General features: G+C 66.7%; 27 protein-coding genes and 2 tRNA genes. 21 read left to right on the forward strand and 8 right to left on the reverse strand.

Annotated features, from left to right (window positions below; genetic code table 11):
* The first annotated feature begins 129 nt into the window (after positions 1 to 129).
* From MU582_07100 to MU582_07120, 5 genes are all read left to right on the forward strand, one after another.
* Positions 130 to 684, forward strand: coding sequence for a disulfide bond formation protein DsbA (locus MU582_07100; protein ID UPK77127.1), 555 nt, complete (start codon positions 130 to 132; stop codon positions 682 to 684).
* 9 nt (positions 685 to 693) lie between these two features.
* Positions 694 to 1,587 (forward strand): alpha/beta hydrolase, encoded by an 894-nt coding sequence (locus MU582_07105; GenBank protein ID UPK76396.1) that lies wholly within the window; start codon positions 694 to 696, stop codon positions 1,585 to 1,587.
* Between the two features lie 67 nt (positions 1,588 to 1,654).
* Positions 1,655 to 2,104, forward strand: coding sequence for a ribose-5-phosphate isomerase (locus tag MU582_07110; GenBank protein UPK77128.1), 450 nt, complete (start codon positions 1,655 to 1,657; stop codon positions 2,102 to 2,104).
* A 3-nt stretch (positions 2,105 to 2,107) separates the two neighbouring features.
* Positions 2,108 to 2,947 carry an Fpg/Nei family DNA glycosylase gene (locus MU582_07115; GenBank protein ID UPK76397.1) on the forward strand — a complete coding sequence of 280 codons (840 nt, stop codon included), beginning with the start codon at positions 2,108 to 2,110 and terminating at the stop codon, positions 2,945 to 2,947.
* A gap of 126 nt (positions 2,948 to 3,073) precedes the next feature.
* Positions 3,074 to 4,174, forward strand: coding sequence for a serine/threonine-protein phosphatase (locus MU582_07120; protein ID UPK76398.1), 1,101 nt, complete (start codon positions 3,074 to 3,076; stop codon positions 4,172 to 4,174).
* Positions 4,175 to 4,194: 20 nt separating this feature from the next.
* Here the strand turns inward: MU582_07120 and MU582_07125 are convergent, their stop codons facing one another.
* Entirely contained in the window at positions 4,195 to 4,437 is a 243-nt protein-coding gene (locus MU582_07125) for a hypothetical protein (GenBank protein ID UPK76399.1), read from the reverse strand.
* 143 nt (positions 4,438 to 4,580) lie between these two features.
* Between MU582_07125 and MU582_07130 the strand changes: the two genes are divergently transcribed.
* The 4 genes from MU582_07130 to MU582_07145 all read left to right on the forward strand — a co-directional run bounded on the left by MU582_07130 (position 4,581) and on the right by MU582_07145 (position 7,678).
* Positions 4,581 to 5,021 (forward strand): hypothetical protein, encoded by a 441-nt coding sequence (locus MU582_07130; protein ID UPK76400.1) that lies wholly within the window; start codon positions 4,581 to 4,583, stop codon positions 5,019 to 5,021.
* Positions 5,022 to 5,208: 187 nt separating this feature from the next.
* Positions 5,209 to 6,192, forward strand: coding sequence for a TerC family protein (locus tag MU582_07135; protein UPK76401.1), 984 nt, complete (start codon positions 5,209 to 5,211; stop codon positions 6,190 to 6,192).
* 31 nt (positions 6,193 to 6,223) lie between these two features.
* The gene (locus tag MU582_07140) at positions 6,224 to 6,784 is read left to right on the forward strand and encodes a TetR/AcrR family transcriptional regulator (protein ID UPK76402.1); all 561 of its coding nucleotides are present in this window, start codon (positions 6,224 to 6,226) and stop codon (positions 6,782 to 6,784) included.
* A 207-nt stretch (positions 6,785 to 6,991) separates the two neighbouring features.
* Complete coding sequence (locus MU582_07145) at positions 6,992 to 7,678, forward strand: hypothetical protein (protein ID UPK76403.1); 687 nt, start codon at positions 6,992 to 6,994, stop codon at positions 7,676 to 7,678.
* Between the two features lie 633 nt (positions 7,679 to 8,311).
* On the opposite strand, the gene MU582_07150 is transcribed toward MU582_07145, so the two are convergent.
* From MU582_07150 to MU582_07160, 3 genes are read right to left on the reverse strand one after another with little or no spacing between them, the layout of a single operon-like run.
* A complete protein-coding gene (locus MU582_07150; protein UPK76404.1) occupies positions 8,312 to 9,151 on the reverse strand; it encodes an inositol monophosphatase in 840 nt (279 codons plus the stop codon).
* Positions 9,148 to 9,999: a DUF5919 domain-containing protein gene (locus tag MU582_07155; GenBank protein ID UPK76405.1), complete on the reverse strand. Its 852-nt coding sequence runs from the start codon at positions 9,997 to 9,999 to the stop codon at positions 9,148 to 9,150. Before MU582_07155 ends, MU582_07150 begins: the two co-directional genes overlap by 4 nt.
* Positions 9,996 to 10,493, reverse strand: a complete 498-nt coding sequence (locus MU582_07160; protein UPK76406.1) for a GntR family transcriptional regulator — start codon at positions 10,491 to 10,493, stop codon at positions 9,996 to 9,998. The genes MU582_07155 and MU582_07160 overlap by 4 nt, the downstream gene beginning before the upstream one ends.
* Before the next feature lie 136 nt (positions 10,494 to 10,629).
* On the opposite strand from MU582_07160, the gene MU582_07165 reads away from it, so the two are divergent.
* The 7 genes from MU582_07165 to MU582_07195 all read left to right on the forward strand — a co-directional run bounded on the left by MU582_07165 (position 10,630) and on the right by MU582_07195 (position 16,405).
* Complete coding sequence (locus MU582_07165; GenBank protein UPK76407.1) at positions 10,630 to 11,028, forward strand: hypothetical protein; 399 nt, start codon at positions 10,630 to 10,632, stop codon at positions 11,026 to 11,028.
* Positions 11,028 to 11,228 (forward strand): hypothetical protein, encoded by a 201-nt coding sequence (locus tag MU582_07170; GenBank protein UPK76408.1) that lies wholly within the window; start codon positions 11,028 to 11,030, stop codon positions 11,226 to 11,228. The genes MU582_07165 and MU582_07170 overlap by 1 nt, the downstream gene beginning before the upstream one ends.
* A gap of 305 nt (positions 11,229 to 11,533) precedes the next feature.
* Complete coding sequence (locus tag MU582_07175; protein UPK76409.1) at positions 11,534 to 13,060, forward strand: hypothetical protein; 1,527 nt, start codon at positions 11,534 to 11,536, stop codon at positions 13,058 to 13,060.
* Positions 13,057 to 13,437 carry a WhiB family transcriptional regulator gene (locus MU582_07180; GenBank protein UPK76410.1) on the forward strand — a complete coding sequence of 127 codons (381 nt, stop codon included), beginning with the start codon at positions 13,057 to 13,059 and terminating at the stop codon, positions 13,435 to 13,437. Before MU582_07175 ends, MU582_07180 begins: the two co-directional genes overlap by 4 nt.
* The gene (locus MU582_07185; GenBank protein UPK76411.1) at positions 13,434 to 15,011 is read left to right on the forward strand and encodes a replication initiation protein; all 1,578 of its coding nucleotides are present in this window, start codon (positions 13,434 to 13,436) and stop codon (positions 15,009 to 15,011) included. The genes MU582_07180 and MU582_07185 overlap by 4 nt, the downstream gene beginning before the upstream one ends.
* 15 nt (positions 15,012 to 15,026) lie before the next feature.
* Positions 15,027 to 15,236: an excisionase family DNA-binding protein gene (locus MU582_07190; protein UPK76412.1), complete on the forward strand. Its 210-nt coding sequence runs from the start codon at positions 15,027 to 15,029 to the stop codon at positions 15,234 to 15,236.
* Positions 15,236 to 16,405: a site-specific integrase gene (locus MU582_07195; GenBank protein ID UPK76413.1), complete on the forward strand. Its 1,170-nt coding sequence runs from the start codon at positions 15,236 to 15,238 to the stop codon at positions 16,403 to 16,405. Before MU582_07190 ends, MU582_07195 begins: the two co-directional genes overlap by 1 nt.
* A gap of 81 nt (positions 16,406 to 16,486) precedes the next feature.
* Here the strand turns inward: MU582_07195 and MU582_07200 are convergent.
* Positions 16,487 to 16,560, reverse strand: a tRNA-Gly gene (locus MU582_07200).
* Between the two features lie 63 nt (positions 16,561 to 16,623).
* A complete protein-coding gene (locus MU582_07205; protein UPK76414.1) occupies positions 16,624 to 17,427 on the reverse strand; it encodes a helix-turn-helix domain-containing protein in 804 nt (267 codons plus the stop codon).
* A gap of 74 nt (positions 17,428 to 17,501) precedes the next feature.
* On the opposite strand from MU582_07205, the gene MU582_07210 reads away from it, so the two are divergent.
* A complete protein-coding gene (locus MU582_07210; protein ID UPK76415.1) occupies positions 17,502 to 17,939 on the forward strand; it encodes a DUF3224 domain-containing protein in 438 nt (145 codons plus the stop codon).
* A 10-nt stretch (positions 17,940 to 17,949) separates the two neighbouring features.
* Here the strand turns inward: MU582_07210 and MU582_07215 are convergent, their stop codons facing one another.
* The gene (locus tag MU582_07215) at positions 17,950 to 18,459 is read right to left on the reverse strand and encodes a hypothetical protein (GenBank protein ID UPK76416.1); all 510 of its coding nucleotides are present in this window, start codon (positions 18,457 to 18,459) and stop codon (positions 17,950 to 17,952) included.
* Positions 18,460 to 18,544: 85 nt separating this feature from the next.
* Here MU582_07215 and MU582_07220 point away from each other — a divergent pair, with 85 nt between their 5' ends.
* Positions 18,545 to 19,111 carry a TetR/AcrR family transcriptional regulator gene (locus tag MU582_07220; protein ID UPK76417.1) on the forward strand — a complete coding sequence of 189 codons (567 nt, stop codon included), beginning with the start codon at positions 18,545 to 18,547 and terminating at the stop codon, positions 19,109 to 19,111.
* 1 nt (position 19,112) lies between these two features.
* On the opposite strand, the gene MU582_07225 is transcribed toward MU582_07220, so the two are convergent.
* The gene (locus MU582_07225; GenBank protein UPK76418.1) at positions 19,113 to 19,718 is read right to left on the reverse strand and encodes a 4-amino-4-deoxy-L-arabinose transferase; all 606 of its coding nucleotides are present in this window, start codon (positions 19,716 to 19,718) and stop codon (positions 19,113 to 19,115) included.
* Between the two features lie 186 nt (positions 19,719 to 19,904).
* Between MU582_07225 and MU582_07230 the strand changes: the two genes are divergently transcribed.
* From MU582_07230 to MU582_07240, 3 genes are all read left to right on the forward strand, one after another.
* A tRNA-Pro gene (locus tag MU582_07230) sits at positions 19,905 to 19,978 on the forward strand.
* A gap of 36 nt (positions 19,979 to 20,014) precedes the next feature.
* Positions 20,015 to 21,409: a trigger factor gene (gene tig / locus MU582_07235; GenBank protein UPK76419.1), complete on the forward strand. Its 1,395-nt coding sequence runs from the start codon at positions 20,015 to 20,017 to the stop codon at positions 21,407 to 21,409.
* 170 nt (positions 21,410 to 21,579) lie between these two features.
* On the forward strand, positions 21,580 to 22,047 hold the full coding sequence (locus MU582_07240; protein ID UPK76420.1) for an SRPBCC family protein: 468 nt from the start codon (positions 21,580 to 21,582) through the stop codon (positions 22,045 to 22,047).
* The last annotated feature ends 16 nt before the right edge of the window (positions 22,048 to 22,063 follow it).

Raw genomic sequence — 22,063 nt, forward strand, 5'->3', positions numbered from 1 at the left:
CGTGGTGCGGAATAGGCTGCGTCCGCCTACGCGTTGTGCTTGAAGGTACAACCCGTGACGAGTGGAGGACGAAACGTGAGTACGAAGACCGTCGACCTGTGGTTCGACCCGGTGTGTCCGTGGGCGTGGATGTCCTCGCGCTGGCTGCTGGAGGCCGAGCAGGTCCGTCCGCTCGACGTGCGCTTCCATGTGATGAGCCTGTCGCTGCTCAACGAGGGCCGCGACGACATCGACGACTGGTACAAGGAGCAGCTGCCGAAGTGGTTGGGTCCCGTACGCGTCTGCATCGCGGCCGCGCAGATCCACGGTGAAGAAGTGCTCCGCGATCTCTACACCGCACTCGGCACGCGCAAGCACGTACAGGACCGCGAGCTCGACCGCGAGACGATCATCGAGGCGCTGACCGAGGTCGGCCTGCCCGCAGACCTCGCCGATGCGATGGACAGCACCGAGTACGACGAGGCGCTCTCCAAATCGCACCACGCCGGTATGGACCAGGTCGGCATGGATGTCGGCACGCCGGTCATCTCGACCGAGGGCGTCGCATTCTTCGGTCCGGTCGTGTCGCCGGCCCCGAAGGGGGAGGCCGCGGGACGCCTCTGGGACGGCGTGCTGCTCGTCGCGGGCACCGACGGGTTCTTCGAGCTCAAGCGCACGCGTACGCGCGACCCGATCTTCGACTGAGCGCCGTTCATGGTGCTCACACCGAAGGCGGCAGCGGAACTCGCCGAAGCGGAGGCCGGGCAGTCGGTATCGGCGCCCGGCGTCGACCTCGACGCGTTCCGACGTGAGATGGCGGCCAACGCGCTCGACGAACCCCGGCTGCCCACCGAGTACGTACGCGACGTCGACGCGAACGGCGTCGTCTGCCGGATCTACCGGCCTACGCCGGAGGCTCCGGTGATCTTCTACGTACACGGCGGCGGCTGGGTGTTGGGTGATCTCGACACCCACGACCGCATGAGTCGTGAGCTCGCGGCGCGTACGGGTTGGGCGGTCGTAGCGGTGCAGTATCGGCTGTCGCCGGAGCATCCGTACCCCGCACCGCTCGACGACGTCGAGACCGCTCTGGGATGGGTGCGTTCGCACGCGGGCGAGCATCAGCTCGACGCGAGCCGGATTGTCGGAGTAGGCGACTCGTCCGGCGCCAACCTGGTGGCCGGGATGTCGCTGCGAGACGCGGGCGCGTTCGCGTACCAGGTGCTTGTGTACCCGCCGCTCGACCCGGCCCGCGGGGCGGCGTCGTTCGGTACGCAAGACATCGCCATGCTGCCGTCCGACGAGATGCGGTGGTACTGGGATGCGTACCTCCCGGACGAGTCGTTGCGCACGCGTCCCGACGCCGCACCGGCGTACGCGACCGACCTGTCGAAGATGCCGCCGACCCTGCTGGTCACGGCGGAGCATGACGTGCTTCGCGACGAAGGAGAGGACCTCGCCGCTCGCCTGGCCGCGGCGGGCGTCGAGGTGACGGCGCAGCGCTACCTCGGTGTCGCGCACGGGTTCTGGCGACGGCCATGGGTCCACGCGGCCGCAGACGCGGCACTTGACCACCTGACCGCCCGCCTCGCCCGACTGCGTCCATGACCGCTTCCGCCGGCCTCCCACGGGGCCTGGCGGAGCTCGGACGGCCGTGACCTGGGAGACTCGCGCCATGCGCGTACACATCGCCTCCGACCATGCCGGCTTCGAGCTGAAGGCACGTCTCGTCGAGCATCTGACCGAAGCCGGGCACGATGTGACCGACCACGGCGCGCACACCTATGACGCCGACGACGACTACCCGCCGTTCTGCATCGCGGCGGGCGAAGCCGTCGTGGCCGACGCAGGCAGCCTCGGCATCGTGATCGGCGGATCCGGCAATGGCGAGCAGATCGCGGCCAACAAGGTACGCGGCGTACGCGCCGCCCTGGCGTGGAACGATGAGACCGCCGCCCTCGCCCGTGAGCACAACGATGCCAACGTCGTCTCGATCGGCGGCCGGATGCATGAGGTCGAGCAGTCGATCCGGCTGGTCGACACGTTCCTGGCGACACCGTTCTCGAACGAAGCGCGCCATCAGCGCCGCATCGAGCTGCTCGCCGAGTACGAGAGCGACCGGTAGCCGGTGCCCGAAGGCCATACGCTGCACCGACTCGCGAACGCCATAGGCGATGCGTTCGCCGGCGGCCCCGTACGCGTATCGAGTCCGCAGGGTCGTTTTGCCGAGTCGGCGGCGTTGCTCGACGGTGCCGAGCTAGTCGGTTGCGAGGCGTACGGCAAGCACTTGTTCATCGAGTTCACCGGCGAGCGCTTCATCCACATCCATCTCGGGCTGATCGGCAAGTTCGACATCGAGCCCGGTCCCGGCGGTCTGCCGCGCGGTGCCGTCCGGCTGCGGATCGCCTCGTCGCGCGCGTACGCCGATCTGCGCGGTGCGACGGTTTGCGAGCTGTGGACGAGCGACCAGGTCGAGGCGGCTGTTCGCAAGCTCGGACCGGACCCGTTACGCGACGACGCCGACCCCGACCGTGCGTGGGCTCGAATCTCCAGATCCCGGGTGTCGATCGCGGCTCTGTTGATGGATCAGAGTGTCGTCGCCGGCATCGGGAACGTCTACCGGGCCGAACTGTTGTTCCGGCATCGCATCGACCCGTTCTTGGAAGGCAGGCTGCTCAGGAAGGGCGAGTGGCGCGACCTGTGGGCCGACCTCCGCACGCTGATGACCGAAGGCGTCAAGACGGGCCGCATCGACACCGTCCGTCCGGAGCACGAACCCGAGGCGATGGGCCGAGACCCACGAGTGGACGATCACGGTGGCGAGGTGTACGTGTACCGCCGAACCGGCGAGCCCTGCTTCGTCTGCGGTACGTCCGTACGGCGCGAGCTGCATGCTGCGCGGAACCTGTTCTGGTGCCCGCGCTGCCAGCGTCGTTCCCGGCGTAAGGCCCCGCGCGCACGGTCGTGAACCAACGGTGTGACCACGCCGTGTAACGAACGCCGGCTGGTTGACGATTTCACTATCGGCCAGTACAGGGCACTAGTTCGTCAATTCACCCGAATCCGATACCGCGGCGACGATACGCTGTCGGCCATGGCCGCTTATCCTGCTCGCACTGTGCTGTGGGCAAGACCGTCGGCGGTTCGAACCACCATTCAGCGATCGGTTGCGGCGAGCGCCGGGCGCCAGTTGCTCGTGCTCGCGATCCTCTGCGCGGTCAACTTGGTCGTCACCGCCGGTGCGCTGTACAAGAGCGGGCTCTTCCCGCTGATCATCTTCGTCATTCCGATGCTGATCGCGAGCGTGACGCTGCAGTTCTGGCCGTTCGCCGCCTCCGTGGCGGTGCAGGCCTGTTGTGTCGGCGTACTGGTCTCCTCGGAGGGCACCTCGACGGAACGCAACGTCGTGGTTCTGGTTCTCGCCGTCATTGCCGGCATGCTCCTGACGATGTCCGCGCGGGCAGAGACCGGTCTGCCCGGATCGCTCGGTGAGTCGATGATCATCGACCTCCGCGACCGGCTCCTCGCTCAGGGTGAGCTCCCACCGCTGCCGGACAGCTGGTACGCGCAGTCGGCGCTGCGTTCCGCCGACGGAGCGCAGTTCGCGGGTGACTTCATGGTCTCGGCGCGTACTCCGGGCGCGGAGAAGCTCGAGGTGGTGATGGTCGATGTCTCGGGCAAAGGCCTCAGTGCGGGTACGCGCGCACTGCAGCTGTCCGGCGCGTTCGGCGGACTGCTGGGTGCGTTGCCGCCCGACGAGTTCATGCGCGCGGCCAATACCTACCTGCTGCGCCAGGAGTGGATCGAGGGCTTCGCAACAGCCGTTCACATCGTGATCGACCTCGAAAGCGGTGACTTCGAGGTACGTACCGCCGGCCATCCGCCGGTGCTGCAGTGGGTTGCCGGTACTCGATCGTGGCTGTCGCTACCGTCCGAAGGCCCGGCCCTCGGCCTGATCGACGATGCGCAGTTCGCGCCGGCGACCGGTTCGGTCTGCTCGGGCGACGCGGTTCTGCTCTACACCGACGGGCTCGTCGAGTCACCCTCACAGGACTACGTCAGGGGCATCGACAAGCTGGTCGCCGAGGCCGAGCACATGATCGACAGCGGCGTACACGATGGTGCGCGCCGGCTACTGTCTCGGATCGGCACCTCGCACGACGACCGCGCCCTGCTGGTGTTGCATCGCCGCTAGCGACGCAACCTCGCGCCCGGTCACGCGGATGCGCGAGGTGGACGCGACCATGCCGATGCGTAATCGGCCAGGAACGCGTCCACCCGTCGCCGCTCGGCGCATGCAGTGGTGATCTCGACCGAGGCGGCGAGCGCGTTACGCCGAGATCCCTCCACGAGGTCGAAGACGGCGAGGCCGTTCACGATCGAGGCGCCGATGCCTCGCACCAGGCGAGCGGGAAGGAACGCCGGCCCGTACCGCTCGCTCTTCGTACGTACGACCATCTGGCCTCGCCGCCTCCGGATTCGATGTGTCGAGTGGAGGACTCGACACCTGAGACGCTAAGCACTGCAGTCGACACGACCGTCACACCCACGTGACGTTCATGTGAACCTCGCATGGTCCAAGGGATGAGAGGCTGCGCGTCGTGGCGCGGTCGATCGGCATTCGACTGCTATATCTGGACGCCACCCGACAGAGCGCCCGGAGGCGAGCAGACGATGCAGTCATCGACGGAGCCGAGCCCGCGACGCAGACCTTGCGTCGACTGATCATCGCCGGCGCAGCCCTCGGCCTCGCAGCCGCGCTGATGAGCCGTTGCGCCGGAGAATCCGAGTTCTGCCCGCTCGCGGTCGATGACGGCCTCGCTGCCGACGGGGTCAAGGCGGGGCCGAAGCATCAGGCGGCGCGTACGGAGTATCGCGAGCGGCTCGAGAAGGCGTCGTCGGCGGCTCCCGGCACGCTCTCCGGTGACGTCGATCTCATCCGAGAGAAGGTCGGCGGCGCGCGCAACCCGGCACGGGTGTCTTCGCCGCAGGTCGACGACGCGTACGCCGCCGTCGACGAATGGGTGGCGGCCAACTGCTGAGGCGCCGATCACGTCCGCTCGATTGGATCCTGCGCGCCACCGGCTGCGATAATGAAGGCGGAGGGGAGTACTCCTTCGTCGCTTCGCCGTCATTACGACCGCGCCGACCGCGGTCCGGTGTTGCGGGCCGTTCAGACGGCGGACGAGACCTCCGGCAGCAGTAACTGCTCGACCGGAGGTTTGATCTGTGGACGTCACCACGACCGAATGGCTCATCACTGTCGGCGTGACCATCGCCGTACTCGCGTTCGACATCGTGATCGTCGCGCGCCGACCGCATGAGCCGACGATCAAGGAATGCGCGATCGCGCTGTCGATCTATGTCGGGCTCGCGTTGCTCTTCGGGCTCTGGGTTTTCGGCTTTCACGGCCCGTCGTACGGCGTCGAGTTCTACACGGGCTGGCTGGTCGAGTACAGCCTGTCGATCGACAACCTGTTCTTGTTCATCATCATCATGGCGTCGCTGAACGTGCCGCGGAAGTACCAACAGGAGGCGCTGCTGGTCGGCATCATCCTGGCGCTGATCTTTCGGGCCGTCTTCATCGCGCTCGGCAAGGTCGCCATCGACAACTTCTCCTGGGTCTTCTACCTCTTCGGCGCGTTCCTCGTCTACACCGCGTACACGATGGTTCGCAGCTACCGCCGCCACGACGACGGTGAGCGCGACGAGAACCGTCTCGTCACGTTCGCGCGTACGCGCCTGAACGCGACCGACGAGTACCACGGGCTCAAACTGTTCATCAAGCGCAACGGCAAGCGGATGATCACTCCGATGTTCATCGTCGTGCTCGCGCTCGGCTCGACCGACATCATGTTCGCGCTCGACTCGATCCCGGCGATCTACGGGATCACCCAGGAGGCCTATCTGGTCTTCACCGCGAACGTGTTCGCGCTGATGGGCCTGCGGCAGTTGTACTTCCTCCTCGGCGACCTGCTGCAACGTCTCGTCTACCTGTCGCTCGGGCTCTCGTTCATCCTCGCGTTCATCGGTGTGAAGCTCGTCCTGCATGCGCTGCACCAGAACGAGGTCCCGTTCATCAACGACGGCAACCACGTACCTGTGCCTGAGATCAACGCGTTGCTGAGCCTCGCTGTCGTGATCGCGACGCTGGTGGTCACTGCCGTTGCGAGCCTTGCGAAGTCTCGACGGACGCCGGAGGTACACCGGTGAGGTAGTCGCCGGCTGGCGTAGCGTTGGTTACATGAGTCCGACCGAGCGCCCGCGTGAGGTGATGCTCGGCAAGGTCGTTGAGTGGTTCACGGCCAATGGGGTGCTGGACACGAGTATGCGCACGCTGGCCGCGGGTATCGGCACCAGCAACCGGATGCTCAACTACCACTTCGGTTCGCGTGAGCAGTTGTTGGCGGCGGTCATCGAGCGGGTATGTGAGGCCGAACGCGATGCGCTGCAGGAGTTCATCGCGCTCAACCTCGACCCGGTCGATGCGGGCTATCTCTACTGGAGCCACGTAGCCGACACCGCGAGCGTCTTCGCACCCCTCTTCTACGAACTGTCGGCCCATGCGATGTACGGCAAGGAGTACGCCGACGGTCTTCGTACCGTCTTGACCAACGCCTGGGTTTCCGGGTTCGCCGAGGGCTTCGCGCGGGTGACCACTCGAGACCATGCCGAGCGGTTGGCCCGGCTGTGTCTCGCGGTGGGTCGGGGCGTCCTGTTCGAGATGGCCCTCACCGGAGATCGCGCGGCAGCAGACACGGCGATCGAGGAGTTCACTGCGATGGTCAGAGCGGCGGTGCGCTGATGGTACGAACGTGCGCCGTTGCTCGAGCAGCGCGGCGTCGCCATATCACCTGTCGTTGAGACCATCTCCGCCGAGTTCGGGGTACTCGCCGAGCGCTTCGCCCCCGTCGGCTGAATCCCGACCAATCCGGTTGTGCGCTTGCGTCGAAGCACTCTTGATGGGCGGTCAGCCCATCTTGAGTGCATTTCTGGGACGGAGGTCCTCTGTATGAAGCTCATCAACGTCAAGATTTCGGCCGGTGTGCTGTCCGTGCTTGCATCTGGAGCACTCGTCGGTGGTCTGCTCACGAGCGGCGGATCCGCTACGGCGGCCGGTGCCGACGAGTCGCGCGCGTCGAGCAGTGCGGCCGGGGCGAAGAAGAAGACACGCGCTCATCTGGCACCGATCAACAACTCCGGAGTGCGCGGCACCGCACGCGTACGGGTGCGTGGGCGGATGCTGCATGTCCGGGTGAATGCTCACGGGCTACTGCGAAAGATGCCGCACGCGATGCACATCCACTTCGCGAAGGGTGCCCGGCATACGTGCCCGACGGTGCGCGACGACAAGAACGCCGATCATCGGATCAACACGACCGAAGGCCAGCCCGCGTACGGGTCGGTTCGCGTCTCGCTGACCAAGCGCGGTGCAACGGGGCCCAAGAGTGCATTGGCCGTCAAGCGGTTCCCGACCGCACCGCGCGGCAAGGTCCACTACAAGCGCACGATCCGCACCAGCAAGGCGGTTGCGCGCGGCGTCCGTCGCGGCAACAGCGCCATCGTCATCCACGGCATCGACTACAACCAGAACCGCAAGTACGACTTCAAGGCCGGTAAGAGCGACCTCGACCGGAAGTTGCCGACCGAGGCGACCGATCCGGTCGCGTGCGGTGTACTTCGCGCCAAGCGTCGGTAACCGCCCGTGATAACGAATCGCCGTCAAGCCCGGTGAGCTACGAAACCCCAGGCCGAGGAACTGCCCTCTGGCCTGGGGTTTCGTGGTGTGGAGCGGGTGACCGGGATCGAACCGGCACCACCAGCTTGGAAGATGCCTCCTGGAACTGGATGCCCTTATATATAAGGGGCCTGAGCCTGACTCTGTTCGATCTGCCCTGCTCGTGACCGTGGTTGACCAGACGAACGGGCACGTAGCGGGCACGGGCTGGAGCTGAGGATTCGAAGCCGGGCACACCTGCCCCATCCCCTGATAGGTGCCGCTCGTAGGTCGGAGTGGAGCGGGTCAAGGGTCGAGCTTGCTCGATCACGGAGTGACGCGACGGAGGAGCGCTCTTGACGCGTGGAGCGGAGGCCGAAGAATGGACCGATCAGGGGACGGGGCTCTACGGCCAGGTCGACAAGCTCGGTCCGCCACGTTGATGCCCCATTGCTCCTGCGTTGTGCGCGCGCCGGTAGCGAAGCGTGTAGCTCCGAGCGCGAGCGGCCCGGAACGGGCCGAAGGCCCGCATGCCCGGACGCGCGGCGCGACGGAGCGGAGCGCGCCGCGTAGCGGCGCGCGCCTTGACCTGAGAGAGCCGGAACCGGCAATGGGCTAAGACAGGTGCGCACGAGTTCGGTTAGGCGCCGGGTTGGTGTCGTCCATGGCTTTGCGGACGAGGGCCACGGCTTCGTCGCTGACGCCTGCTGCGGTCGCTATGAGTCCGCGCGAGGTGAGCGAGTGTTCGGTTCCGTCGATGTCGCGGACACGTGCGCCTGCCTCGCGGGCGATTGCTACGCCTGCGGTGAAGTCCCAGGCACTGTTGGACAGGGCTAGCGCTGCGTCTGTCCGGCCTTCGGCGAGCCATGCCATATCTACCGCGGCTGAGCCGAGCATGCGTACGCGCTCGACGGTTCCGGCTAGGTGGGCGGTGAGGGAGAGGCGTCGGGTGTTCTTGTCCGGTGCGTTGTCGCCGACCGCGTAGTCGCCCATGGTGACGATGGCCTCGCTCAGATTGGGCGTGCTGCGGCAGCGGATCGGCCTGTCGTCCTTGAACGCTCCGAGGCCTGTCGCGCCGTAGTAGACGCTTCCCTGACCTGGTAGGGCGATGACGCCGACCTCAGGTCGGTTCTCGCGGACAAGTGCAAGGGATATGCCGTACAGCGGGATGCCGTGGATGAAATTGTTCGTGCCGTCAACCGGATCGAGTATCCACGTCTCGGCGTGCGGACTGCCGTCGCTGGTTCCTTCCTCTTCGCCGAGAAACCCGATGGTCGGCGTCCGGTCGGCCAGTCGCGCGCGGATGGCGCGCTCGATCGAGAGGTCGACATTGGACACCAGGTCGCGGTCTTGCTTGCTCTGCACGGCATCGAGCGGCGTTTGAGCGAGTAGGTCGCATGCGTAGCCGATCGTCTCGCGGGCGGTCACGAGAAGGTCCCCTAGGTGCGAGGTCATGACGTCCGCCGATCCCATAGGTGGTCGAGCATCTGTTGGAAGACGCCGAACATGCCGCCGGTAGCCCACTGTCGTTTGATCACGAAGGTAGGCGCGTCGACGCCGCGCGTGGCTGGTAGGTAGGGCTGTGCGATACAAAGCTCGTCGTCGACGATGATGAGGTTGAATCGGATGGTCTCGCTGTATGTCGCGATCTGCATGCGAGGCCGGGCGTCGTTGGAGAGTTGGTCGTAGACCCGCTGCTGGAGTATCTCCATGTTCATCGTGGTGAGCAGCGACAGCTTCCCCGGGTCGTGGTAGCCCTCCTCGAGTTCTCGTGCGCGCATAGCATCGCTCTCGGGCTCGAGGAAGAGTGCGCGGAGTCTGGTTCCGTTCTCCACGAGCTCGCGAATCTGATGGTCGGTGTACTGCTGGCAGATGAGGTTTAGCGACAGTCCGGCTATCGCGATGTCGGATGCACCGCTGAGGAATGAGTCGGGCGGCATCGCGTTGGCGAACTCGGCACGCGAGGGGTAGACAGCGGCAACGTCTGAGTATCGCTCTGTCATGAGCTGGCCTACGAGGTCATCGTCTCTGCTGTTCGTCGCACCGGCGGACGATGCCCCGCTAGTCAGTATTCCCGCCGCTACGAGCACATCGCCCGGGGGCGTAGCGCTCGACTCCCAGGATTCGATTACCTCAGCGGAGGGCGTCCATTTGATGACCGGGGCGAGCACCTTTGCGAACTCATCCGCCGAGAGATTCAGGGCTCGTCGCGCTGATGCGAGCTGGCGCCTTGCAAGCGACGCAACGTCGGGCTTGTAAGAGCCGTGATCGGTGATCCGGTGAACCTTCCCGTCGGTGGTCATGATGTACCCGTGGCGCGCTCTGCCGATTCCATCTCGTCGGCATGAACCTCGTCGTGTGGGTACGGCTGGCCCATCCGTCCGTAAAGGTCCATCAAGTGTGATCGCAGCACGGCGACCTGACGGCGTAGGTAGGTCAACTCGCCTCGTAGTTCCTCGATCACCGACAGGTCAGGCGAAGCACCGGCCTTCGGCGCGAGGCCTCGCACCTCGTCCTCAAGGCTCGTCAAGCGGGTGGCGAGTGAATCGACGTGCCGGGTCTCTTCTTCGACCTCACGTGGTGTCGCCTGGACGTACACGGCCTTGCCGGGTTGGCCGACGAGCAAACCTTCGCCGCGTAACTGGTCGACTGCCTTGCGAGTAACGCTTGTTGAGACCTCGTACCTCTCTGTGAGCTGCGCTTGCGAAGGAATCGGTGCGCCGACCTTGAGCCGCCCTTCGGCGATCTGCGCGCGCAAGTCCTCGGCGACCTTCTGGCTAAGTGTCTGCGGTGTCATGACGAACCTCGCGTACCTGGTATGCGATCCATGCCCCAAGTGTCGCACCCGACACGCTCGTCGGCTCCGACCGCTTGACAACTTGGTGTACTAGGTACAGCATGGTGTACTAGGCAATCAACCGAAGGAGAGAACGATGAACGTTGGTACTTCGCTTCCGGTAGAGACCACTGCTGACCGTTGGGCGGTCGTGGTCGGTGGTATGGGTGCTCCGGTCAAGCCGCGGGAGAAGGCGGCTCCGACGGGGGAGCAGACTCACAGCTCGGGCTGCATTCTGATGGTGCAGCGCAAGGACGGTTCGGTGCAGCCGGACAAGACCGCGAGTGTGCATGTGCTGAAGCCCGCGACGGTCTACGAGTTCGGGACGTTCTACGAGGCTCGCGGCAAGGTCTGGGTCCAGCCCTACGAGAGCAACGAGCGCATGGCGCTGTCGATCACGGTCGAGCAGCTCGTCCCGATCGGCACCGACGCCGGTTCGCCCTCGACGACGGCGGGCAAGTCGGCGCGTAGCGCGAGCAAGGAAGAGGCCGCGTAATGACCGCGCTTGATGTCCCGCCCGTGATCTCGACCGGTGCCGAACTCGGGTACCCGTGCGCGGTGTGCAACGACCTGACCGCGCAGGCTCCGGGCGATCTGTGCGGGTTCTGCTCGCTCACGGGCGTGGTGATGTGCACGCGCTGTGGCGGGGTGCAGGAGCAGTACGGGCCGTGCATTCACTGCGAGACCGGGCGGTGAGTTCCGATGTTCTCGCTGTTTCGTCGTGGTCGGGGTGGGTCGCTCGGGCGGCCTGCCCTGGCCGGTGAGGTCTGCACCTGCGGCGCACCCGCCGTGGTCGTGTTCGACGATCCCCGGCTGGGTGCGGCGTTCGGGTCCTGTCTGGCCGCTGAGGCGGCTTCGCATTCTCGGGTGGGCGAATGTCCGTTCTGCGGTGTCTCGGGGCCGCATCGAACGGGCGGCGTCTGCCCGTCGTATGTCCTGCGTCCGGCCTGGGCAACTGAGCCCGCCAGGCGTGCTCTCGCCACGAGTGGAGGCGACTTTCGATGAGTTCTGAGATTGTGCGGGTCCGGCCCGCGAAACTCCGTATCCCGCTGCTGCTGGTCGCGTCCGGCTGGGCACTCGCCCGCCTTGCCCGGTTGGGGTTCTGGCTGGTGTCACGACCCCGCCGCCTCGCCGCACTCGGCTTGGGTGGCCTGCTGGGGTGGTCGCTCAGCTCCCACGGGCTGCCACTGCTGGCCGGCCTGGTGTTGTTCGGCCTTGCGGGGCTGGGGTTGTGGGCGTGGCGTCGACCCGACGCCTTCCGGCAACGAGTCGTCTGGCGGCTGCGGGGCCGGCTAAACCGGTTCCGGCTGCGGCGTCGCTGGGATGGTGTGATCGCGGGCTGCGGGCTCACCGGGAAGGACCCTGACGGCACGGTGATCTTCCCGTCGGTGGGGCCGGTGGTCTCGTCGCCGTCGATGGACCGCTTCCTCACGCGGATTCCTGCGGGTCAGACGATCGGGGACTGGACCGCGAAAGCCGACGAGCTAGCGGTGGGTCTGAATGCCGAGTCGTGCCGTATTCGCACACCGGGCAGGCGTGCCGGGGTCATGCCGTGGACCCGCAAACGTGGGTTTGAACGTCGGGTGGTGCGGGTCGAGTTGATCCGTCACGACGTACTCGGTGAGCCGGTCGCACCGTTCCCGGTGGCTGAGTCGCCTTCGTTGAAACGGCTCCCGGTCGCGTTGACTGAGGACGGCACCGCGTATCGGCTGCGGCTCCTCGGCACGCATCTGTTGATCGTGGGCCAGACCGGCGCGGGCAAAGGGTCGGTGTTGTGGTCGATCGTCAACCACGTTGCACCGGGCATCAGCTCCGGCCTGGTCCGGTTGGTCGGGTTCGATCCGAAGTTCAACGAGCTCACGATGGGCGCGCCCCTGTTTCACCAGCTTTATGACGGGGACGGGTCGGTGATGGCCGACGGGCTAGAGCAGCTCGTCGACGTCAACGATCAACGGAAGAAGGCGATGCGCGGCAGGTCCCGTCTGCATATCCCGACGGTCGATGAGCCGTTCTACCTGGTGTTGGTCGACGAGCTGGCCGCACTCACCGCGTACATGACCGACAGGAACGCGAAGAAGCGGATCGAGGCGGCGTTGTCGACGCTGCTGACTCAGGGCCGCGCACAGGCGATCACCGTCGTCGGCGCGGTGCAGGACCCGCGCAAGGAGATTCTGTCCATGCGGGACCTGTTCCCGTCCCGCGTCGCGCTGTCGCTGCGCACATCGGAGCAGGTCGACATGGTGCTCGGCGACGGCGCACGCGAGCGCGGCGCACTGTGTGACCAGATCCCGCCATCGCTGCCCGGTACCGGCTATGCGGTGGTCGACGGGATACCCGACCCCGTACGGCTCCGGTTCCCCTACACGACCGATGAGCAGATTCGCGCTCTCGCGGCCGCGCATCCGGCACCGCGTGACGCGGAAGTGATCGAGCTGGACACGCGCCGCGACGGCAGCTCGTCGAGCGACACCGACCCCGAGCAGGACGTGGCCGACGACGCGCAGGCCGAGGAGGGGGAAGCGTCATGAGCGCGGACAAGCTCGACGGCCAGCTCACCTTGCCGCTACCCGAACCGACCCACGATGCCCAGCTCGCGCGCCGGATCACGCCGGGATGGCAGGCCCAGGCCGCGTGCGTCGACACACATGGCGACGTGTTCTATCCCGAACCCGACGAACGGGGCGCATCGGTGGAGGCTGCTGCGCTGGCTGTGTGCAACGGGTGCCGGGTCCGGTCCTCCTGCCGTGCCGCTGCGCTCCTCAACGCCGAACAAGGTGTGTGGGGCGGAACCACGGAGGCTGACCGCGACCGCATGGGTTCGGCACTCGCACGCGGGGTGTCCGTCGATGCCGTGTTGGTCGAAACGATCCGGCCACGCCTCGACGGTCAGGGGGTGGCGGCATGACTGGCCTTCCGGAGCTGGATAACGCGACCGTGCGGGAGTTGGCCGAGTACGCGGGCGTGTGTGTCCGTCCGATCGTGCGGAAACTGATCGACCTTTCGACGGGTGAGGAACGGGTGATCCCGATCCCGTGCGGGTCGACGAAATCGCGGGTCTGTCCACCGTGTGCGGAGAAGGCACGCCAGCTCCGCATTTCGCAGTGCCTCGAGGGCTGGCATCGGGTCGACGAACCCGAGAGCGACGAGCCCGATGACGATTCGCTCGACGACCGGCCCGACGACGACGGCCAGGACGACTTCGGCGACGACGCGAGAACGGTGGATGCTGAGCGGGCGTTGGCGCGGCGGGTGCGGTCGACGAAGCGTCGTGATGATGTGGGCGAGCTCCCGAAGCGTCCGACGGCGGATACGACCCTTGGGCGGACGTTCACGGCTCCGGACGGCACGGTCTATAGGCCGTCGATGTTCCTGACGTTCACGCTCCCGTCCTATGGGCGGGTCCGCCGCGATGGCACACCGTGCAACCCGTCGACGTATGACTACCGCAAGGCCGCGTTGGACGCCCTACATTTCCCGGCCCTGGTCGATCGCATCTGGCAGGCGTTGCGCCGGGGCGCGGGATACAACGCGCAGTATTTCGCGACCGTCGAACCCCAGAAACGCCTCGCGCTGCATCTCCACGCCGCGGTACGCGGAACGATCCCACGACAGACGGTGCGCCAAGTCGTCGACGGCGTCTACCACCAAGTGTGGTGGCCCCAACTCGACGAACCGGTCTACGTCGACCGGCTGCCGGTGTGGGACGAACGACAGGACGGCTACGTCGACCCCGACACAGGTGTGCTGCTGCCGACCTGGGATCAGGCACTCGACCGGATCGACCCCGCCACCGATGAGCCGGCGCACATGATCCGGCCCGGGAAACAGTTCGACTATCAGGGCATCATCGCCTCCAACGAACGCCAGATCGCCAAGTCGGTCGGGTATCTGACGAAGTACCTCACCAAGTCCATCGCGGAGGCGTACGACCCGGACACGATCACGAAACGTCAGCGTGCACATCGGGACCGGCTGCATGCCGAGCTGCTGTATCTGCCGTGTACCCCGCAGTGTGCGAACTGGCTGCGCTTCGGCGTTCAACCCAAGGCCGCGAAGTCGGGGATGCGTCCCGGCGAATGTGGCAAGAAGGCCCACGAGCTGGACAACCTCGGCCACGGCGGCAGACGGTGCCTCGCCTCCCGCCAGTGGTCGGGCAAGAAGCTGTCCGAACACAAGGCCGACCGCGCCGAAGTCGTGCGCCAGGTCCTCGACGAAGCAGGGATCGACGCACCCGACACCGACAGGTTCGCCGCCGACGCAACAGACGAGACCGGCCAGGCCCGCTACGTGTGGGAATCCCTCGACCCCACCAACGGCGAAACGTGCCCGGACTACCAACGCGTGATCAAAGCCGCTGTCACGGAGCGGAACCGCTGGCGCGCTGAATACGACCGCGCCCAAGCGATCATCGCGGCCCGTGATGGACCTCCCGACAACTGTTCGGCAACTCCACAACCCGCCGCACCCGACGCGGCATAACCCGAAGGAGAAACGATGAGTGACAAGCTGTTGACGGTCGCTGAGGCGGCGGAGCGGCTCGGTACAACGGAGCGATTCCCGCGCCGACTGGTCGCGGAGCGGCGGATTCGCTTCGTCAAGGTGGGGCGGCACGTTCGGTTTCCCGCTTCAGCGTTGGCTGAGTACATCGCGACGAACACGGTCGAGCCTCGCCCTGCACGTCGTGGTCTACGGGCGGTGGCGTGATGGGACGGCGACGATTCGGGCGTGTACGGCGTCTGCCGTCGGGTCGGTTCCAGGTTCGGTATCGCGGCCTTGATGGTGTCGACCGTCCCGCGCCGAGGACGTTCGGCAATAAGACGGACGCGAACAACTGGCTTACTGACAAGGAGTCTGAGCTGTTGCGGGGGGAGTGGTACGACCCGGACGCGGCGGCGATCCCGCTCGACGAGTACGCGCGTCGTTGGATCAGCGAGCGTCCGAACCTCGCGGCCCGGACGGTTGAGCTGTACACGTCGTTGTATCGCCTCCACCTGGCGCCCGACCTCGGACGGCTCGGGCTGATCGATATCACGGCGGCGCGGGTCCGCACCTGGCGGAAGACGCGACTCGATGCGGGTGCGCCTCACGTCCAGACAGCTAAGGCGTACCGACTCCTCAAAGCGATCATGAACACGGCCCTTGATGACGGGCTGATCCGTCGGAATCCGTGCCGGATCAAGGGCGGCGGTAGCGAGCGGTCACCGGAGCGTCCAAGTGTCGATGTGGCGGACGCGTTCGCGATCGCTGACAACATCGTGCCGAGATACCGGGCGTTGGTGCTGCTGGCGACGTTCGCGAGCTTGCGGTACGGCGAGCTGATGGGCCTTCAACGTGACGACCTCGACCTGGCGGCGCGGACGGTCAAGGTTCGCCGTGCGGTCAAGGAGGTCGGCGGCAGGCAGCTCGTCGACGAGCCCAAGACCTGGGCCGGTCGGCGCACGGTCACGATCCCGCGCGTGATCGTCCCGGACCTGGCCTGGCATCTGCGGGTGTTCGCCGAAGATGGTGACGACGGGCGGCTGTTCGTCGGCTCCCGTGGCGCCACGCCGCTGCGGTCGAACTTCCATAAGTACTGGCTGAGCGCGCTGGAGCTCGCGGGGGTCGGTGATGTGCGGTTGCACGATCTACGCCATACGGGCGCAACGGCTGCCGCGATGACGGGTGCGACGACGCGTGAGCTGATGCAGCGACTCGGCCATAGCTCGCCCCGCGCGGCGATGATCTATCAACACGCGACCGACGACCGGGACCGGGCGATCGCGGATGGTCTCGACGAGCTCATCGGACAGGCTCGCAAGGGTTCGCAGGCCGATCGGAGCCACGACGAAGACGATGACGATCCGCCGATGGTCGGCGTCCCAACGGGCACGTAGCGGGCACGAGTGAAAGTCACCGCGCTAGATGCAAAGCGCCCAGGTCACCGGGAAACCGGCTCTGACCTGGGCCTTTGCATGTGGAGCGGGTGACCGGGATCGAACCGGCACCACCAGCTTGGAAGGCTGGGGCTCTACCATTGAGCTACACCCGCGTGGTGCGGCGCGCCCATCATGCCATGCCGCACGGCGTCCGATCCATTCGACCCGCTGGCGCCTCAGCGCGTACGAGGATCGCTGGCGTAGGAGGCCGGCGGAGTGCCGACGACACGTGTGAAAAGTCGGGTCAGATGGGCCTGGTCGCTGAAGCCCGAAGCGGCCGCCAGCTCCGCCCAGTCGATCTCGACGCCCTCGTGGGCTGCCCGGGCCGCGTCGAGCAGCCGGAACCGCTGGATCACCCATTTGGGGCCGATCCCGACGTACTCGGTGAAGAGCCGCTGCAGTGTACGAAGGCTCATGCCTGCGTGGGCGGCGAGCACGTCGGCGCGGGTGAGTGACGTCGTGCTCTCGGCGTACGCGACCAGGGCGGCGACCTCGTCGGCCGTGGGATCGGCTCGGGTGTTGCGCGACTCGAGGTAGTCCTCGAACGCGGCTCGCATCACCTCGGTGTCGTTGGTCGCGAGGATCGCCCGCGCGACCGGACGGTCATCGACTCCGAACAGGTCGCCGGCCGGTACGACCGTGCCCGAGATGGCACCGACGCTCGAGCCGAGCATCGGCCGGAAGCCGCCCGCGTGGAATGCGGCGCCGAGCACGTGCCCGTCGCCGCAGAGCGTACGAAAGAACGGGTCGCGGTTGACGCCGTGCACGAGGAGTCGCCCGTCTTCGGCGGCGATGTGGATGCGCGGTTGTGTGACGACCTGCTGCCGATGTGACCCGTCGACGTGCCAGCGCACGAGCCACAGGTAGTCGACGAACGGTGCAAGAGATGCGCGTGGGCGGAGGCGCTCGACGTCGAGCACCGACTCCGCCGCCTTCGGCCGGACGATCGCCTGCGGCATTCCCCGGGGCTCGTTGCGCATAGAGCCGACAGTAGACGGACGCGGTGACGTGATTGTTCAAGACCGGCCGCCGTTCTGCTCATAGCGTCGTGGGCATGGCTTACACACACCGGGCAAAGACCAGATTCAACGTGACAGCGTGGTCGGAGGCGGCGTTCGTCGATATCGACGGCGAGGGCACGACCATGGGCGACGCGTACTACCCGACCCGCGGCCTCACCCGCGCCGATGTCACCTACACGTACTCGGGGGAGCTGGAGGGCACGAGCACTGTCGCCTACCTGATCTCCTACAAGGACGGCGCTGCACCGATCGTCGGGTTCGAGCGGTTCGAGGGCACCATCGGCGGCCACGACGGTTCCTGTGTGCTGCGACATGTGGGCTCGCACACGGGGGAAGGCGTCGAGGCAACCGTCGAGGTCGTACCCGGCATGGGCACAGGCGGTCTCACCGATCTGCAGGGCGAGGCAGAGCTACGCATCGCCGGCCACAGCGACGACGGCTACGAGCTCGTCTTCTCCTACGACCTGTGACGGCGCGTCCTCAGTACGCGCTTGCGATGGCGAGCGCGACGAACGCGACCTGATGCACGGTCCGGATGCCCAGCGGTGTCGCGACCCGATCGCCGATCGAGGTCGCGCGCCGGGCGGCCTGCACGTTCGCGGGGAACATCGCGACCAGCAGGGCAGCGAGACTCCAGCCGGCGACGGGCGCGGTCGCCGGGACGACGAGCGCGACGGCGCCGAGCGCCTCCAATGCACCGGTGATCGCGACGAGCAGTGCGGGCTTCGGCAGTACGCGGGGCACCATCGCGATCAGGCCGGCGCGGCGCGGACCGAGACGCGCGGACGCCGTCAGCAGGAACATCGCGGCGAGCGCCCATCGGGCGGGCATCGGCCAGGAGTCCCACGGTCCGACGCCGCCGAGTCCGAGCGCTCCGAAGGTCGCGAGCGCCGCGGTCAGCACGATGACCGGAGGTGAGAACCAGGCGGACAGCACGGAACGTCGGGCGGGCGCGGAACTGGGCGACGAGGTCATCGAGGGCATGGTCATGTTCGCTCCATCATCTAGGCAGTGACTAGATGATGGAGCCAGGCTAGCTATCTTGTCAATGTCTAAATTACGCTACGGTGGCGTGATGAGCGCGCGTTCGTACCACCACGGAGACCTTCGCAACGCCGTCCTGGAGGCGGCGGTCGCCGCGATCGGCGAGGTCGGGCCGGCCGCGCTGAGCCTGCGCGATCTGGCGAGGCGCGCGGGCGTCTCGCATGCGGCACCTGCGCATCACTTCGGTGACAAGGCGGGCGTGCTCGGCGCGGTCGCGGCGCAGGGGTTCGACCTGTTGGCAGAGGTGCTGAGCGCGTCGAGCGGTGATCTGCGTGCCGTCGGCGCCGCGTACGTCGGCTTCGCGGTCGACCACCGCGCGCATTTCGAGGTGATGTTCCGGCCCGAGCTGTACCGCGTCGACGACCCGGAGGTACGCGCCGCGCGCGACCGCGCATCGCAGGTGCTCTACGACGGCATCGGCGCCGAGCTCGAGGACTCGCCAGACGGTGACGCATCGAAGCGGGCGGCGATCGCGGCCTGGTCCTTCACGCACGGATTCGCAACGCTGTGGCTGACCGGCGCGTTGCCGGACTGGGTCGGGGACGACGCAACGAACGCGGCTCGCGACATCGGGTCTGCGTTCACCCTCGAGACCTGAGTCAGTCGGTCGAAACGAACTCGCGTGCGGCGTCGTGCGGCACCGACGAGTCTCCGTCGATGCATATGTCGGCGCGCTCGCGCGTGCGATCGGTCGCGAACATCTCCGCCTCCAGGGCCGCCCAGCGCTCCCAGTACGGGCGGTACGTCTCGCCGTCGCGTTCGATGCCGCGCGCCTTTCGTACCTCGCGGGGCGCGTCGATCCAGACCAGCATGGTGAGGAACGGTGCGCAGGCTAGTGCTCCGGAGCCCACACCCTCGACGATCAGGGTGTCGGCGGCGGGTACCGAATGGAGCCCTGCCCACTCGTCGCGTTCCCAGTTCCAGTGGCGATACGCCGCTGGTCGCCCTTCGGACAGAGGTCGAAGTACCCAGTCGACCAACAGGTCGGGCGTTTCGCGCAGGCCGTCCCATCCGGGGTAGATGTCCTCCAGGTGCACGATCGGGATCGGCTTGGCGGTGGGTACGCCCGTCTGCGCGAGCCGGCCGGCAAGGGTCGTCTTTCCCGATCCGCTCGGGCCGTCGATGGCGAGGACCCGGGTCTTCCCGGCGGTCGGCGTACGTGCGCGGAGCTCGCCGGTCAGCGCGTCGAGCGGGCGTACAGTCACGGGCAGAGTCTGTCCCATGCTCGCCGGAGTACGGATTGGTGCCTGGGTATCGAGCGCGGTCGGCCGGAATCCGTACCTCGGCGGGGTCTCGGGAACTGGCGGCGAGTCTCGGTGAGGGCGTACGTGCCGGTTCGCCCGCGAATTGGCCCGTCGACTAGACTCGGGCGGGCGCTAGAGTGCGTCGGCCGGGATGTGGCGCAGGTTGGTAGCGCGTCCGCTTTGGGAGCGGAAGGTCGCAGGTTCAAATCCTGTCATCCCGACGTTTTCGTCTACACAGTCAAGAGGAGTCACCCAGCGTGAAGAGCGCCACCGAGACCCTGGGCCCGACCCGGGTCAAGCTGACCGTCGAGGTGCCCTTCGAGGAGCTCAAGCCGAGCCTCGACGCGGCGTACAAGCAGATCGGTCAGCAGATCAACATCCCCGGTTTCCGCAAGGGCAAGGTGCCGCCGCAGATCGTCGATCAGCGAGTGGGCCGCGAAGCGGTGCTCAACGAGGCCGTCAACGAGGCGCTGCCGGGCCTTTACGGCAAGGCGCTCGACGAGCACGAGCTGCAGCCGCTCGGCCAGCCCGAGGTCGACCTCACCAAGCTGGAGTACGGCGAGACGCTGGAGTTCACCGCCGAGCTCGACGTGCGCCCCGAGATCGAGGTGCCGTCGTACGACGACCTCTCGGTGACCGTGGAGGACGCCACCGTCTCCGATGACGATGTGCAGGAGCAGATCGACGGGCTGCGCGAGCGGTTCGCGACCTACCAGACGGTCGAGCGTGCGGTCGCCGACGGTGACTTCGTGACGATGGACCTGTCGGCGTCGAAGGACGGCGAGAAGATCGAGGCCGCTCAGGCCGAGGGCATGTCGTACCAGGTCGGCTCCGAGGAGATGCTCGACGGTCTCGACGAGGCCCTGACCGGGCTGTCGGCCGATGAGTCGGCCACCTTCGACACCCAGCTGGTCGGCGGAGAGCTCAAGGGGCAGGACGTCCAGGTCGAGGTCAAGGTGACCGAGGTCAAGGAGCAGGAGCTCCCGGAGTTCGACGACGAGTTCGCCCAGGAGGCGTCGCAGTTCGACACCGCCGATGAGCTTCGCGCCGATCTGCATGAGCGTGTCGTACGCGGCAAGCGCATGGAGCAGGCGAGCGAGGCGCGCGACGTCGTGCTCGAGGAGCTGTTGGCGCGGGTCGAGATTCCGCTGCCGGAGCCGATCGTCGACGAGGAGATCACCGGCAGGCGCGAGCAGATCAACCAGCAGCTCGCGTACGCCGGCATCACCATGGACGACTATCTCGAGTCCGAGGAGCAGACCGCCGACGAGTTCGAGGCCGATCTGGAGAAGCGCGTACGCGACGCGCTCGCCGCGCAGTTCCTACTCGACGAGATCGCCAAGCAGCAGGAGATCGGCATCGAGGAGTCCGAGCTCACCGAGCACATCTTGCGCCGCGCGCAGCAGTCGGGCACCGACCCGCAGGAGTACGCGCAGCACATGATGGAGCACAACCACGTGCCGCAGCTGGTCAGCGAGGTCGTACGCGGCAAGGCGCTCGCGCAGATCGTCGAGGACGCGACCGTCACCGACAAGTCCGGCAACGTTGTCGACCTCAAGCATCTACAGGCCGATGGCACCCTGGCCGATGAAGACGACGCCGAGGAAGACAGCGACGAGGAGTCGCCGGTCGACGCGGCCGCCAGCATCTGAGCCGTTGCGCTGAAGAGTTCGCGGACTTTCCGTTGCTACGCACGCCTGCGTACAACGAAAAGTCCGCGAACTCTTTCGTTGGGGCACCGCTGCACTCAGATACCAGCAGTATGTGAAGATGCTCCTACGACGCCCCGAGCCGGGCGCTGTCACCGCGACCAGGGAGCCAGATGACCCAGCAGGCGTATACCGACGTGCTCGAGGCGAGCATCGACATCGACGCACCCGTTGATCGCGTGTGGGCGATCGTGTCCGACCTCAAGCGGATGGGCGAGTGGAGCCCCAACTGCCGCAAGATGGTGGTGTTCGGCGAGGTCCGCAAGGGCACCCGCACCCTCAACATCAACCGCAAGGGCGTGCTGCACTGGCCGACGAACGCGAAGGTCGTTGCGCTCGAGCCCAACGAGCGGCTCGTGTTCCGGATCACCGAGAACCGCAGCGTCTGGTCGTACGCCCTGGAGCCGACCGACAACGGTGGTACGCGCGTCATCGAACGCCGCGAGACGCCGAACGGCGTATCCGGGTTCGCACAGTTCTTTGCGAAGGTCTTCCTCGGTGGCAACAAGGTGCTCGAATCGGACCTGCGCGCCGGCATGGAGACGACTCTCGCGCGGATCAAGACCGAGGCCGAGCGCTGACTCGTCGGTCCCGCGC

The sequence above is a fragment of the Nocardioidaceae bacterium SCSIO 66511 genome, from assembly GCA_023100825.1.
In the GTDB taxonomy this organism is placed as follows: Bacteria; Actinomycetota; Actinomycetes; order Propionibacteriales; family Nocardioidaceae; genus Solicola.

Excerpts from the sequence above, each read along its gene's own strand:
- MU582_07100 (UPK77127.1), top strand. The coding sequence starts at position 130 with ATGTCCTCGCGCTGGCTGCTGGAGGCCGAGCAGGTCCGTCCGCTCGAC.
- MU582_07105 (UPK76396.1), top strand. The coding sequence starts at position 694 with ATGGTGCTCACACCGAAGGCGGCAGCGGAACTCGCCGAAGCGGAGGCC.
- MU582_07110 (UPK77128.1), top strand. The coding sequence starts at position 1,655 with ATGCGCGTACACATCGCCTCCGACCATGCCGGCTTCGAGCTGAAGGCA.
- MU582_07120 (UPK76398.1), top strand. The coding sequence starts at position 3,074 with ATGGCCGCTTATCCTGCTCGCACTGTGCTGTGGGCAAGACCGTCGGCG.
- MU582_07125 (UPK76399.1), bottom strand. The coding sequence starts at position 4,437 with ATGGTCGTACGTACGAAGAGCGAGCGGTACGGGCCGGCGTTCCTTCCC.
- MU582_07140 (UPK76402.1), top strand. The coding sequence starts at position 6,224 with ATGAGTCCGACCGAGCGCCCGCGTGAGGTGATGCTCGGCAAGGTCGTT.
- MU582_07145 (UPK76403.1), top strand. The coding sequence starts at position 6,992 with ATGAAGCTCATCAACGTCAAGATTTCGGCCGGTGTGCTGTCCGTGCTT.
- MU582_07150 (UPK76404.1), bottom strand. The coding sequence starts at position 9,151 with ATGACCTCGCACCTAGGGGACCTTCTCGTGACCGCCCGCGAGACGATC.
- MU582_07155 (UPK76405.1), bottom strand. The coding sequence starts at position 9,999 with ATGACCACCGACGGGAAGGTTCACCGGATCACCGATCACGGCTCTTAC.
- MU582_07160 (UPK76406.1), bottom strand. The coding sequence starts at position 10,493 with ATGACACCGCAGACACTTAGCCAGAAGGTCGCCGAGGACTTGCGCGCG.
- MU582_07165 (UPK76407.1), top strand. The coding sequence starts at position 10,630 with ATGAACGTTGGTACTTCGCTTCCGGTAGAGACCACTGCTGACCGTTGG.
- MU582_07170 (UPK76408.1), top strand. The coding sequence starts at position 11,028 with ATGACCGCGCTTGATGTCCCGCCCGTGATCTCGACCGGTGCCGAACTC.
- MU582_07175 (UPK76409.1), top strand. The coding sequence starts at position 11,534 with ATGAGTTCTGAGATTGTGCGGGTCCGGCCCGCGAAACTCCGTATCCCG.
- MU582_07180 (UPK76410.1), top strand. The coding sequence starts at position 13,057 with ATGAGCGCGGACAAGCTCGACGGCCAGCTCACCTTGCCGCTACCCGAA.
- MU582_07185 (UPK76411.1), top strand. The coding sequence starts at position 13,434 with ATGACTGGCCTTCCGGAGCTGGATAACGCGACCGTGCGGGAGTTGGCC.
- MU582_07190 (UPK76412.1), top strand. The coding sequence starts at position 15,027 with ATGAGTGACAAGCTGTTGACGGTCGCTGAGGCGGCGGAGCGGCTCGGT.
- MU582_07195 (UPK76413.1), top strand. The coding sequence starts at position 15,236 with ATGGGACGGCGACGATTCGGGCGTGTACGGCGTCTGCCGTCGGGTCGG.
- MU582_07205 (UPK76414.1), bottom strand. The coding sequence starts at position 17,427 with ATGCGCAACGAGCCCCGGGGAATGCCGCAGGCGATCGTCCGGCCGAAG.
- MU582_07210 (UPK76415.1), top strand. The coding sequence starts at position 17,502 with ATGGCTTACACACACCGGGCAAAGACCAGATTCAACGTGACAGCGTGG.
- MU582_07215 (UPK76416.1), bottom strand. The coding sequence starts at position 18,459 with ATGACCATGCCCTCGATGACCTCGTCGCCCAGTTCCGCGCCCGCCCGA.
- MU582_07220 (UPK76417.1), top strand. The coding sequence starts at position 18,545 with ATGAGCGCGCGTTCGTACCACCACGGAGACCTTCGCAACGCCGTCCTG.
- MU582_07240 (UPK76420.1), top strand. The coding sequence starts at position 21,580 with ATGACCCAGCAGGCGTATACCGACGTGCTCGAGGCGAGCATCGACATC.